Raw genomic sequence first — 12766 nt, forward strand, 5'->3', positions numbered from 1 at the left:
GACAGGCAAAAAATGCTCATTTAGAACACTTAGAGTCGGTCGCGACCCCGGCCGTTTTTCGTCTGTTTTTGCCTTGCCCCATCATCGCTCGTGACGTTTTTACACACTCTGGTCCGATCGCGGCCAGCACCAAGGCGGCTCCTACGGATCCGACATCGGTCGCAGATTTTTACGACCTCTGCATGACCCTCGTGGGAGCCGGCTCGCTGGCGAATGCGGTGTGTCAGGTCAAACCCTGAACTGCCGCAACAACCCGTTCAACTGCTCGCTCAACCCTTTCAATTGCGCACTCGCTGCGCTGGATTGCTCCGCCGCTACGGCTGTGCTTTGCGACAGCTGTGCCGCCTGCGTGACGTTCTGGTTGATGTCTTCCACCACATGGGATTGCTGCAAGGTGGCGCTGGCGATGGAAGCGTTGAGGCCGTTCAGGTTACGCAGGGCCTGGCTGATAGACGTCAGGCTCTGGCCCGCGAGGTGGGCCTGTTCGATGGTCAGCTGCGACGAGCGGCTGCTGTCAGCGATGACTTTCACGGCCGCGTCGGAGTGACTTTGCAGGCGTTCGATCATCGCCTGAATTTCCGCCGTGGACTTTTGCGTGCGTTGGGCCAACAAACGCACTTCGTCTGCCACCACGGCAAAGCCGCGCCCCTGATCCCCGGCGCGGGCTGCTTCGATCGCCGCGTTCAACGCCAGCAGGTTGGTCTGCTCGGCGATGGAGCTGATCACCTCCAACACCCCGCCGATCTGCGTGCTTTCGCTGGACAAGGTGCGGATCACCTCGACCGCTTGATCGATGGTGCCGGACAAGTGACCGATCTGTTTCAGGCTGCTGTCGATGTTGGCCTGACCTTGCTGGGCCTGGGATTCGGCGTTGCGCATTTCGCTGGCAGCGTGCTCAGCGTTCTTTGCCACGTCCTGCACGCCATAGGTCACCTCGTTGACCGCCGTCGCCACCTGTTCCATCTGCAACGACTGCTGCTGGCTGCGCTCCTGTGCCTGCACGGCGTTGTTGCCCAGATCGCTGGACGCCTGCCCCAGACCGACGGCCGACGCCTGCAACTCACCGACGACCCGACGCAGCTTGGCGGTGAACGCGTTGAAATGCGTGGCCAACTGCGTGATTTCATCGCGCCCGTGGGTTTCCAGGGTGCGGGTCAGGTCGCTTTCGCCGCTGGCGATGTTGGCCATGGCCTCAACCGTGGTCTTCAGCGGCCCGGCGATGCTGCGGCCAATAATGATCAGCACAATGGCCATCACCAGGATGATGCCCACGCTGATGGACACGGCCTTGATCACCTGTTGCCGGAACTCGGCCTGCACGTCGTCGACGTACACGCCGGAGCCAATCACCCAGCCCCAGGGCGTGAACAGCGAGACGTAGGAGGTTTTTTGCACGGCATCGCTGGCGCCCGGTTTCGGCCAGCGATAATTGACCGTTCCGGCGCCTTTGGCTTTGGCCACGGCGACGATTTCGTTGAAGACCTGGAAGCCGTCCGGGTCTTTGATGCCCGACAAATCCTGCCCCACCAGCTTGGGGTTGGCCGGGTGCATGATCATCACCGGGCGCAGGTCGTTGATCCAGAAATAGTCGGTCTGGTTGTAGCGCAGGCCGCGAATGGCATCCATCGCCTGCTGCTGCGCCTGTTCGCGGGTCAGCTTGCCGGTGGTTTCCAGTCCCTGGTAATAGTCGAGCAGGCCAGCGGCGGTCTGTACCACGTGCATGGTTTTCTGCGCCTTGGCCTCGTACAAGTCATCGTGAATTTGCTTGAGCATGGCCACGGCCAGCGTGAACAGCATCAACACAGCGACGATGAGGATCAGCCACAGTCGGCGGCTGATCGAGAAGTTGCGCATATTCATGACCGTCACTCCGTTCATTGTTCTTGTTTTGACGCGGACGGTTGCGTTACCCGCCCACGAGACGATGAGCGCGCGCACCGAAGGCTCGGCCAATCACTCCCGTCATAAAGCATCTCGGCGCTGCGAGGCCAAACCTGAGATGAATATGCATTTTTTTAGGGTCTTGGACTGCGTCTCCGGTCGTGGTTAGCGATGTGCCCAAAAACTGACGCCAGAATACCCGCATGTATAGCGAAAGGCTTACACGAAATGGAGTGTTTCGCTCTAGGTTGGATCCCGTCCAGGCGGTACATTGGATCCATCAACTGCAGCAATGGAAGGCTGCAGGATCAGGGACGATCGACCGTTGCCAAGGTACTGGCGGCCAACAGGACGTTGGACGGTATTGCACAAACCCGCTTCGGCGGGTTTTTTTATGTCTCTTTAAAAGTCCCGCCAGCATGCGTATGCATCCTCACTGGCGCCGCCGACGGCTACGCAACCTCCGCCCGCCGTTGCACCTAAAACACCCGTTTGCATCAAATCTTATCGCCGGATGGAATTTCCAGCGCTGGCGCCGTTCACAGTACCGACAACACCCGAGTCCAGGACAGGGCCGGCCGGGCATGCAATGGGAAAAATTATTGTGGATGCAGCGCAAATGGCAGCAAACGGGCAACAAAAAGGACTGATCCTGGTGGTTGAGGATGAGTCGATCATTCGCGATTTCGTCTGCGAGATCCTGGGCGACGAGGGATTTACGACCCACGCGCTGGAGAGCGCCGATGACGCCGTGAAATTTCTGGACGACCACGCGGGCAGGGTGTCGTTGCTGCTGACCGACATTCTCATGCCCGGCACGTTGAATGGCGCAGACCTTGCGAACCTGTCCGGCAACAAATGGCCCGAGATTCCGATCCTGATCATGTCCGGCCATGAGACGCCGGAAAGCTCCGGTGTGCAGCATGCCGTGACGTTCATCCGCAAGCCGTGGAGTTTTGGTCAGTTGCTCGATGGTGTCGATAAGGCGTTGCAGAGCCGCAACCCGGCGTAACGCGGGCTAGCGGTCTGGCTCACAGCCTTTGAGTACCAGACGGATGATGGTTTGGGCGGCAGCCTCGTAGTCGGCGTCGTCCAGCTTGCTTTTGCCAGTGACCGTGGAAATCTGCCAGTCAAAATCAGCGTAGGTCTGGGTCGCGGCCCAGATGCTGAACATCAGATGATGAGGATCAACGGGCGCAATCAACCCGTCGTCGATCCAGCCTTGAATACACTCGATGTTGTGCCGGGCCTGACCGTTGAGCTGTTCGACTTGCTCGGGCGTCAGGTGCGGCGCGCCGTGCATGATCTCGCTGGCGAACACCTTGGAGGCGAACGGCAGATCCCGTGAGATGCGGATCTTGGAGCGGATGTAGCCGCTCAGGACTTCAGACGGCACCCCTTCGCGATTGAACGGGGTCGAGGCCTGCATGATCGGCTCGATGATGCTTTCCAGTACCTCGCGGTACAGATTGTCCTTGGATTTGAAGTAGTAGTAGACGTTGGGCTTGGGCACACCGGCCTTGGCGGCGATGTCGCTGGTCTTGCTGGCGGCGAATCCTTTGTCGGCGAATTCTTCACTGGCTGCGCGCAGGATCAGTTCTTTGTTGCGCTCTCGGATGCTGCTCATAAAGCGGAATGTCCTTGCCTGTTCGGCGGTGGCGAATGTTAGCACCGGCCTCGCGACGGGCTCAAGATTGCTGCAATCCCACCTTTTTCGCGCTGCTTACCCCTGTGGCATGGGCAATGCCGGTGGTATGGTGTGCGGGTGATGCGGGGAGCGAAAAAAGGGGCGCCTTCAAAGGGCCTGAACGGGTATTCGGTAACGAGGTGTCGGCTAATGAACAGCCCTTTGTTTTCCAGCGTGGTCGCCTATGCCCAGCACTGCGAGCGGCAGCTGGTGGAAATCCTGCACCGCCGACCCACCCTCGATCGGCAGCAGGTCATGACCTGGGTGGACGAGCAGAGTCATGCAATGAAAGACCGTGATCCCCTGGATCTATTGCGTGCGCTCAATGCCAAGGTGCGAGCGGGCAAGCCGTTGCCGTGGGAGTCGAATTGATTCGCCGACCTGGCGATCGGCTGCCGCCGTTAAACCGTGCGCTGATACCCGTTCCGGTGGCGGGTGCGCGATTGCTGCAAACCAGGGCTGCGTGATGACCGCACGTCTTTCCTGAGCACCCGTTGCCGCGTATGCGTCTAGGCTTGAAGGACAGGCAAGACACGGACGTCGGCACATGCATCTCCATTCCCACACCCCTTCATTGATCGCTCTCGACGCACGTGCATTGCCGGTGCGTCAGATCGCCCTCTTTCACGCGGACGTGCAGGCCGCCATCGAACCACGAATCACACGGCAACGGTTCGATCAGGCGAGACGGATGGCCTCGATAACCGACCCTCGACATGCCGAGTCCCACACGTCGACCGTTTACAGCCTGACCGGCCTGCGCCTTCTGATGCAAAGCGCTGATGCGGGTTGGCGTATCGATTTGCCTGGCGAAGCAGGTCAGCCCCTCATCAGCTGGGATGAGCGCGGCAGCCGGTTCTCGCGGCGCTATGACGGGTCGCTGCGCCCCACGCAGCTCGCTGAGCAACTGCCCGGGCAAGCGCAAACAGTGAGCGAACGTTTCACCTATGGCGACGCCACTCAGGAAGCTGCTGATCACAATCAGTGTGGTCGACTGGTGCGACGGGACGACGGCAGTGGATCGCTGGACATTGCCGATTATGGTGTGTCCGACACGGTGCTGCGTCAGCAGCGGCGTTTCCTGGCGGCGCTCGACATCCCCGATTGGCCTGAAGAGCCTGTGCAGCGGGATCGATTGCTCGGAGGCGAGGCATACCTGACCACGACGGCATTCAATGCGCTGGCGGAGACAATCGGGCAACGAGACGCGCAGGGCAATCGACAGGCGAGGGGACACACCAGCGCCGGTCAACTCGAACGGGTGACCCTTCAGTCTGGAGAGCGCAAGCAGGTCCAGACGCTGGTCAGCGATATCCGCTACAACGCATCGGCGGCGGTCGAAAGCGAAACCTGCGGCAATGGCGTTGTCAGCCGGTTTTTCTACGACCCACAAGATGGGCGGCTGACCCGCATGCTGGCGTTGTCGCCTGACGGGCACGGGCTGCAAGATCTGAACTACACCTACGATCCGGTAGGCAACGTGGTCAGTCTCGAAGACGTGACCCTGCCCGTTTCGTTCTTCAGCAATCAACGGGTCGAGCCGGTCAACCGTTATGTCTACGACAGCCTTTACCAACTGATCGAGGCCACAGGGCGTGAAGTCGCGTCGGCCTTCCATCTGCCCGGAATGCCTGACCTTCAACCCCTGCCGCTCGATCCCGGCAAACTCAGCCATTACACCCAGCGCTTTGAATATGACGCCGGGGGCAACCTGCTTGCTCGGCACCATTCCGGGGCCGACACCCGGCGCATGGCGGTGTCGTCGACAAGCAACCGGAGTTTGCCGCAAAGGGCGGATGGCTCATTGCCCGATGACGATCAGATCGCCGAAGCGTTCGACGGCAACGGCAACCTCAAAGCGCTGCAACCGGGTCAGGCAATGACATGGGATGCGCGTAACCAGTTGAGCGAAGTCACTTCGGTGAAGCGCGATCAGGAGCCAGATGACTGCGAGCTTTATCGCTATGACGGCGAGGGGCAGCGGGTGCGCAAGGTGCGGGTGAATCAGGCGCGCAGTCGCACACTGACTGCCGAGGTGCGTTACCTGCCGGGGCTGGACATTCATCGCAACGAGGTCACCGGTGAAGTGCGGCATGTGCTGACCGTCCAGGCAGGGCGCAGCAGCGTGAGGCTATTGCACTGGGAATCCGGCAAACCCGACGGCATCGAGAATGATCAGCTGCGCTACAGCCTCAGTGATCACCTGGGCTCAAGCACACTTGAGCTTGATCAAAACGCGAAGTTGATCAGCCACGAGGGTTATTACCCGTTTGGCGGCACGGCGTGGTGGGCAGGGCGAAGTACGGTTGAGGCCAAGTACAAGACCGTGCGGTATTCCGGCAAAGAGCGTGACGCGACGGGACTTTATTACTATGGGTACAGGTATTACGCGCCCTGGTTGCAGCGGTGGGTGAATCCGGATCCGGCGGGGGATGTGCAGGGGGTGAATCGGTATCGGTTTGTTGGTAATTCGCCTGTCTCGAAGAAGGAGGTCGACGGTCAAGTATATGAAGGCATCAATGATGCTATCGAAAGAAGAATGGTTGCTATGGGCGATCAGATTCTCTGGAGAGGGTTGTCACAGTTCGAGCCCTCATCAGCCGCCAGAGTAAGGCGTGCTTTGTGCGAGGTTAACCAGATGTACACGGATGCGGTCCGTATGGTTGAGGCTCATCCAGCAGAAGCCGCGCCCATCTTACAAAGCTATTTCGGGTCAGCGCACCCTACCGTCATGGAGGGTGTGAAGTCTGCTTGGGTCAAAACGCGTGAGCTTGCTGCGGAATACAGCCAAGGTTGGGGGCAGGATAAATTCGTAGGCGTGATAGGCGGGGATGCTGGTCAAATCGCAAAGTCATATAGAGACGATTTTCACGGTCGAATCATCATCAACAGAGACGATATAAACAATCCTGAATTCAACATGACGTTGGCGCATGAGCTTTCGCATCTTAAACGGGTCAATCGAATAAAAACGGTTGGGCCCTCAACCATGGACTATTTCTATTTGTGGGAAAGCGGGCTGAAAACGATGACAGGCCGGACTGAAAGCCGTCATGAGGTGGCAATGGAGAGTGTCTCGGAAGTGCTCATGAACGGTCGCGCCAGCATCGGCTTTCTTTATAAACAGCAGGCCATTTTCTATCAGAATTTTATGCCTATGGTTCGCTCTCGAGACCCTTCGACTCGAGGGGGCAACATGGGCATTGTGATAAGTGCATTCAATGCTCGGCCTGACATCAGGGCGCAGATGGCTGCCGATAACGCTGACAGTTTGGCTTGGTCGGCTTACAGCCTGCAGCGGCGGTATCAGCAATTGCGGCGACCTTCAGTCCACAGCGCAGTGACGATTCACTAATCCTGTGGTTTGTAATGAGGCGCTGCTCGTCAGGGACAGCGCCTTTTCGACTTAGAAAAACACCTTCACCAACAAACTCGCCGTATTCTGATCGGTATCAAAATACCGGGTGTCATTAATCCCGTACTTGTTGGTCCAGTAGTCATATTCGATCCCCACGTACAACTGCCTTTCCGGCAAGTTCATCGCTTTGCCCAAGTCATACTTGATCTGCGGGTTGAAGTGCAGGTTGGAGTGGTAATCGCCTTTGGTGTTGGACTGTTTGTTGTCCACAACCCAGTCCATGAAACCATCGATCAAAATGTCCGACTTGCCCACGGGAATGGTGTACGACCAGACCGGCGTGATCTGCCAGGCGCCATAGCCCGCACGGTGGCCGTCGTTGTAGCGCTTGTAGAAGTTGAGTTGGAAGTAGTCGAAACCGGGGATGTTCAGGTCGAAGCCGGGACCGATCAGGTAAGACTCGACGTCGCCTTCACCAAACTCATAGGTCCCGGCCAACAGCACGTCCTTGATCGGGCCCAGCTCGAATTTCTGATCAAAGATTTTGCCCAGCGACAGGCGAGGGGAGAACTCGCCGTACAGCGTGTTATTGCCCACGCCCGGATCTTTCTTGCCGTTATAGAAGATGTTGTCGACGAACAGGAAGTTGTCGCCGTATTTCCAGCCGTCTGCGTGTTCGAAGGTGAATGTCTGCTGGGTATCCGGGTTGACCTCGAAATTCTGGCCGTACAGATACGTCAGGCTGTTGCTCTGCCATTGCAACAAATCGCCAGACATTGCAGGGGTGGCGGCCAGCAGACTACTGGCGGCCAACAGGCTGGAAAGCGAACGGTTCATGCGGTAACTCCCTTGGGTTCAAGTCGTCGTTGCGGTGATAGGGCGCTCTGTCGTGGCGCCTTTTTTGCTGCTTTAGTTGTCTGATTGATCAACTTTTTACAGGTAGCAATACCTGCGCCAACCCTCTGAAAAAACGCAAAAAAGTCTCGTCGGCTGTGGATGGAAACAGTCGATTCGGTGATTTTTCGGGCGAGGCGCGGCTGAGCGGCAACTTGGCCGTTCAGTCAGATTATTGAGTGGAGTCGTCAGGCCCTGTTTTTCGAGGCGCAGCCGAGCGGCGGCGGAGAATACTGACGCGTGTCCCGCCGCTCAAGTGCGCTGCAAGTGAGCGGTGTGTCTAAAACAGGGCACCGGCACTCAGTGCGCGTGCAACGGCCCGGCCATCGCGGCGCGTTCGGCACCGCCGAGCACGTTGAACAGCAGGTTCAGCAGCACAGCACTCAGGGTCGCCATGGCAATGCCGCTGTGGGTGATCGGCCCCATCCAGTTCGGCAATTGGCTGAAGAACTCCGGCCGCACGACCGGGATCAGGCCCATGCCGATGCTCACCGCCACCAGCAGTTGATTGCGGCGGTCCGAGATGTCGGCCTCCTGGAGGATCTTGATGCCCGTCGCTGCGACCATGCCGAACATCGCAATCGCCGCGCCGCCCAATACTGCAGGAGGAATCGACGCCACCAGATACGCAGCTTTCGGCAGCAGGCTCAAGAGCACCAGAAAGCCTCCGGCGACCATCGTCACCGAACGGCAACGCACCCCGGTCATCTGCACCAGGCCGATGTTCTGGGCGAACGAGGAATGGGTGAAGGTGTTGAGGAAACCGGCGAGGAACGAGGCCGCTGCGTCACACAGCAAGCCGCGACGGAGCATGCCGGGGGTGACTTCGCGATCGGTGATCTTGCCCAGCGCCAGGAACATCCCGGTGGACTCGACGAAGATGATCACCACCACCAGGCACATCGACAGGATGGGCGCGAGGCTGAATGTCGGCATGCCGAAGTGCAGGGGCGTGACCACCTTGACCCACTGCGCCTGGGCCAGACCGCTGAGGTCGACCATGCCGATGAAGCCCGAGAGGATGTAGCCCAGGCCCATGCCGATCAGCACCGAAATGTTGACCCAGAAACCACGCATGAAGCGGTTGATCAGCAGAATCGTCAGCAGCACCAAGGCGGCGACGCCGAGGTACAGCGGGTCGCCGAAGCTCACGGCTTTGCTGCCACCCCCCGCCCAGTTCACGGCGACGGGGAACAGCGACAGGCCGATGGAGGTGATCACCGTGCCGGTCACCAAAGGCGGGAAGAAGCGCACGATTTTCGACATGAACGGTGCGATCAGCATGCCGAAGAAACCCGCGGCGATGGTTGCCCCGAAGATCCCCGGCAGCCCTACGCCGGGCATACCCGCCATCGCCACCATGCTGCCGACCGCCGCGAAGCTGGCGCCCATCATGATCGGCATGCGAATGCCCAGCGGACCGATGCCGAAGGACTGCACAACCGTAGCGATCCCTGCGACGAGCAGGTCGGCGTTGATCAAAAAGGCGATCTCTTCACGGGATAGGCCAGCCGCCTGACCAATGATCAGCGGCACCGCGACGGCACCTCCGTACATCAATAAGACGTGTTGCAGGCCCACCAGAATCAGCTGCATCAGTGGCAGGGGCTGTCGTGGTGGCGCAGCAGGGATGCGCGCGTGAGTTGACTCGGACATGCAACACCTCGGATTTTGTTCTTGTTTTTTGAGTACGCCCGGTGTGGCTGGGCGGCGGAACTTAGTTTGTTGAGCACATTCCTGTAGGAGCGTGGCTTGTCCCGCGATCGGCTGCGCAGCAGTCGCAAATTCGGCAAATGCGGTGTGCCAGACAGAGCCGGGATGCTGACGTTACGACGACTGCGTCGTCGGTCGCGGGACAAGCCACGCTCCTACAGTATTAGCGTTGGCCCGTTGGAATAGCGTGGCTGCGTCAATTCGTCTGCGCCCCCTTATCAATCCACTGCCCCAGCAAATCACGCTCTTGCTGGGTCATCTGGGTGATGTTGCCCAGCGGCATGATCTGTGCGGTCACGGCCTGGGCCTGGATGCGCGGGGCCAGTTGCCGGATCTGCTCCGGGGTGTCGAACATGATCCCGGCCGGGGCGCTGCTGAACAGCGGGCTGGTCGGTCTGGCCGAATGGCAGACCGCGCAACGCTCCTGAATGACGCTATGGACTTTGTCGAAATCCACGCCGCCCGTGTTGCTCGCTTGAGCGGGTGCAGCCGGGGCAGGCGCTGGCGCGACTTCAGGTTTCGGCTCGTCCGCACGGTGCCCGCCCACCGCCGTACCCGGCAGCGGCTGGTATTGGATCTTGGCCACTTCCGGACCGCGCGGCAGTTGCGCAGGCCCTGTGACGTAGGCGAGGCAAATCATGCCCAGCGCACCCACGGGCAAGGCCCAGGCGAACCGGTTGCTGTCGTGGCGGGTATTGAAGTAATGACGCACCAGCACCGCACACACCGCGATCGCTGCCAGGATCAACCAGTTGTACTGACTGCCGTAAGTGCTCGGAAAATGGTTGCTGATCATGATGAACAGCACCGGCAGGGTGAAGTAGTTGTTGTGGCGCGAACGCAGCAGGCCTTTGGCGGGCAGAGTCGGGTCCGGCGTGCGGTTCTCGGCGATGGCCGCCACCAGCGCGCGCTGGGCGGGCATGATGATGCGGAACACGTTGCCGACCATGATGGTGCCCATGATCGCGCCGGTGTGCAGGTAGGCGCCGCGGCCGCTGAACACTTGGGTGAACCCGTAGCAGGCGCCGATGATCAGCACGAACAGCACCAGACCCAACAGGCCAGGGCGCTTGCCCAGGGCCGAGTCGCAGAGCAGGTCGTAGATGAACCAGCTGGCGATCAGCGCGCCGACGCCGATGGCGATGCCTTCTCCGCCGCTCAACGTGCTGCCGGGAGCCAGCAGGTAAAGGGTCGGGTTGGAATAGAACACGATGCACAGCAGCACGATGCCCGACATCCAGGTCCAGTAGGCTTCCCATTTGAACCAGTGCAGGTTGTCCGGCATGGTCGGTGGGGCCAGCTTGTATTTTTCCAGGTGGTAGATCCCGCCGCCGTGGATCGCCCACAGGTCACCGGACAGACCGTCGCGGGGGTTGGCGCGGTTGAGGTTGTTTTCCAGCCAGACGAAGTAAAAGGATGCGCCGATCCAGGCGATCCCGACGATCATGTGAATCCAGCGCACGCCCAGATTCAGCCATTCCATCAGATGTGCAGCCACAGTCTTTACCGTTTGCCTGTCGTCACTTACGGACGCTCAGGCCCTTTCTTATAAGTGGGGATCGAGAATCATCTTCTGATTCTCTTCGAAGAAATGCTCATCGCAGTTGCTGCCAGGGCCACTGCGATCAACCACCAGGAAGTCATCCCGCTTTTCGATCGTCAGCACCGGGTGGTGCCAGACGCCGCGATGGTAATTGACACCCTGCCTGCCGTTGGTGAGGAAGGCGCGGGTCAGCTCCGGTTCAGGTGCATCGCCAAGTGGCGCGACCACGACCAGAAAAGGGTTGCCGAGCAGCGGTATGAAGGCCTGACTGCCCAGCGGATGCCGCTCCAGCATGCTCACGGTCAACGGCATCTGCAGCGCCTCGGCGTGGAAAATGCTGATGATCGCGTGATCGTCCGGCGTTGCCGTTTCAACGGTCGCCAGCCGATGGAAGCGCATGGTCGAGCCGTTATTGATCATGAAATGATCGCTGCCATCGGTTTCGATGACATCACCGAAAGGGGCGAAGGCTTCTTTGGTCAACGGCTCGATAATCAGTGTGCGCATGCGGGGTCTTCTGTTCTATTGATTGACGTGTGATTTGTAGGAGTGAGCTTGCTCGCGATTGCAGAGTGTCTGCGCAACACGTGTTAGCTGATGCCACGCTATCGCGAGCAAGCTCACTCCTACAGGTCTGTGCGTTGTCCCCCAAATAGAAGGGAGGAAACAGCGCGGTGTTATCTCGCCACCTTACCCAACACCCGCAGCCGGCTCACGCCGCCATCCGGGAACACGTTCAAGCGGATGTGGGTGATCGGGCCCAGCGCCTTGATCTGTTCGACGAAGGTGTGTTCGGCGTGCATTTCCAGCTTCTGGCTCGGCAGCAGTTCGCGCCAGAACAGGCTCTGGGTTTCGATCTGGCTGTCGGTGCCGCCTTTGACGAACGCGCCCTGGATCGAGCAACTGTCCGGGTAATTGCCCTTGAAGTGCAGGGTGTCGACGACGATTTGCTCAACCTCGCCCGCATGCCCCAGCGCAACGATGACCCAATCGTTGCCCGGCGTGCGACGACGCGCGGTTTCCCAGCCGTCGCCCATGTTCACGCCACGGCCCGGGTTGAGGATGTTGCTCATGCGGCCGAAGTGCTCGTCGGAGCAGGCCAGGGCGCGACCGCCGTTCAGGGCGGCGGCCAGGTCCACTTGCTCGTTGTCGCCCACCGCCGACCAGTCGCGGTGCGGCACGCCGTACACGCGCAGACGGGCCACGCCGCCGTCCGGGTAAATGTTGAAACGCAGGTGGCTGTACGCCTGAGCGTCGCTGATCTCGTGGTAGTGATGGCTGTCGCCTTTCAGCTCGACGGCGGGCAACACTTCGGTCCACACGGTGTTCTCATCCGGCTCGCCCGAGGCCAGGAAGCAGGCTTCCAGCGAGGCCGACGGCGGGTAGTTGCCGGTGAAATACGAGGTGTCGATGTCCACGCCCTTGATCGAACCGGCCACGCCGAGGCGAATCACGGCGCTGTCATAACCTTCGAAACGCTTGCGGCGCGATTCCCAGCCGTCCATCCACTTGCCGTTGTCGTCGAACACGCCTTCCTTCCACACCGCCGGGGTGGGCTGGAACAGGCGGTTGGCATCGGCGAACCAGTCGTCGGTCACGGAAAGGATTTTCGTGCCCAGACGCGCGTCGGCCAGGTTGACGAATTTTTCGAAGGGTACGGCGTAAGCTTTCATTCTTTTTGTCTGCCTTT

General features: G+C 59.8%; 10 protein-coding genes. 3 read left to right on the top strand and 7 right to left on the bottom strand.

The window, feature by feature from the left end:
* Nucleotides 1–228: 228 nt before the first annotated feature.
* On the bottom strand, nt 229–1860 hold the full coding sequence (locus B3N48_RS09805) for a methyl-accepting chemotaxis protein (RefSeq protein WP_296182687.1): 1632 nt from the start codon (nt 1858–1860) through the stop codon (nt 229–231).
* A 640-nt stretch (nt 1861–2500) separates the two neighbouring features.
* On the opposite strand from B3N48_RS09805, the gene B3N48_RS09810 reads away from it, so the two are divergent.
* Nucleotides 2501–2893: a response regulator gene (locus B3N48_RS09810; RefSeq protein WP_296182691.1), complete on the top strand. Its 393-nt coding sequence runs from the start codon at nt 2501–2503 to the stop codon at nt 2891–2893.
* Between the two features lie 6 nt (nt 2894–2899).
* On the opposite strand, the gene B3N48_RS09815 is transcribed toward B3N48_RS09810, so the two are convergent.
* The gene (locus B3N48_RS09815; protein ID WP_296182693.1) at nt 2900–3508 is read right to left on the bottom strand and encodes a TetR/AcrR family transcriptional regulator; all 609 of its coding nucleotides are present in this window, start codon (nt 3506–3508) and stop codon (nt 2900–2902) included.
* A gap of 210 nt (nt 3509–3718) precedes the next feature.
* Between B3N48_RS09815 and B3N48_RS09820 the strand changes: the two genes are divergently transcribed.
* Both B3N48_RS09820 and B3N48_RS09825 read left to right on the top strand, forming a co-directional pair.
* The gene (locus B3N48_RS09820; protein WP_108240037.1) at nt 3719–3940 is read left to right on the top strand and encodes a hypothetical protein; all 222 of its coding nucleotides are present in this window, start codon (nt 3719–3721) and stop codon (nt 3938–3940) included.
* A gap of 232 nt (nt 3941–4172) precedes the next feature.
* Nucleotides 4173–6923, top strand: a complete 2751-nt coding sequence (locus B3N48_RS09825) for an RHS repeat domain-containing protein (protein WP_296182702.1) — start codon at nt 4173–4175, stop codon at nt 6921–6923.
* 51 nt (nt 6924–6974) lie between these two features.
* Here the strand turns inward: B3N48_RS09825 and B3N48_RS09830 are convergent, their stop codons facing one another.
* From B3N48_RS09830 to alc, 5 genes are all read right to left on the bottom strand, one after another.
* Nucleotides 6975–7763 carry an outer membrane protein OmpK gene (locus B3N48_RS09830; RefSeq protein ID WP_166597893.1) on the bottom strand — a complete coding sequence of 263 codons (789 nt, stop codon included), beginning with the start codon at nt 7761–7763 and terminating at the stop codon, nt 6975–6977.
* A gap of 357 nt (nt 7764–8120) precedes the next feature.
* Entirely contained in the window at nt 8121–9476 is a 1356-nt protein-coding gene (locus B3N48_RS09835) for a nucleobase:cation symporter-2 family protein (protein WP_296182707.1), read from the bottom strand.
* Between the two features lie 253 nt (nt 9477–9729).
* Entirely contained in the window at nt 9730–11031 is a 1302-nt protein-coding gene (locus B3N48_RS09840; protein ID WP_296182710.1) for a urate hydroxylase PuuD, read from the bottom strand.
* Nucleotides 11032–11079: 48 nt separating this feature from the next.
* Nucleotides 11080–11583, bottom strand: a complete 504-nt coding sequence (locus tag B3N48_RS09845) for an ureidoglycolate lyase (protein WP_296182712.1) — start codon at nt 11581–11583, stop codon at nt 11080–11082.
* Between the two features lie 170 nt (nt 11584–11753).
* Nucleotides 11754–12749 carry an allantoicase gene (gene alc / locus B3N48_RS09850; protein WP_296182713.1) on the bottom strand — a complete coding sequence of 332 codons (996 nt, stop codon included), beginning with the start codon at nt 12747–12749 and terminating at the stop codon, nt 11754–11756.
* Nucleotides 12750–12766 lie beyond the last annotated feature (17 nt).

This window comes from Pseudomonas sp. UBA1879 (assembly GCF_002338065.1).
Classification (GTDB): Bacteria; Pseudomonadota; Gammaproteobacteria; order Pseudomonadales; family Pseudomonadaceae; genus Aquipseudomonas.

Excerpts from the sequence above, each read along its gene's own strand:
- B3N48_RS09815 (WP_296182693.1), bottom strand. The coding sequence starts at position 3,508 with ATGAGCAGCATCCGAGAGCGCAACAAAGAACTGATCCTGCGCGCAGCC.
- B3N48_RS09845 (WP_296182712.1), bottom strand. The coding sequence starts at position 11,583 with ATGCGCACACTGATTATCGAGCCGTTGACCAAAGAAGCCTTCGCCCCT.
- alc (WP_296182713.1), bottom strand. The coding sequence starts at position 12,749 with ATGAAAGCTTACGCCGTACCCTTCGAAAAATTCGTCAACCTGGCCGAC.
- B3N48_RS09830 (WP_166597893.1), bottom strand. The coding sequence starts at position 7,763 with ATGAACCGTTCGCTTTCCAGCCTGTTGGCCGCCAGTAGTCTGCTGGCC.
- B3N48_RS09820 (WP_108240037.1), top strand. The coding sequence starts at position 3,719 with ATGAACAGCCCTTTGTTTTCCAGCGTGGTCGCCTATGCCCAGCACTGC.
- B3N48_RS09805 (WP_296182687.1), bottom strand. The coding sequence starts at position 1,860 with ATGAATATGCGCAACTTCTCGATCAGCCGCCGACTGTGGCTGATCCTC.
- B3N48_RS09810 (WP_296182691.1), top strand. The coding sequence starts at position 2,501 with ATGGCAGCAAACGGGCAACAAAAAGGACTGATCCTGGTGGTTGAGGAT.
- B3N48_RS09835 (WP_296182707.1), bottom strand. The coding sequence starts at position 9,476 with ATGTCCGAGTCAACTCACGCGCGCATCCCTGCTGCGCCACCACGACAG.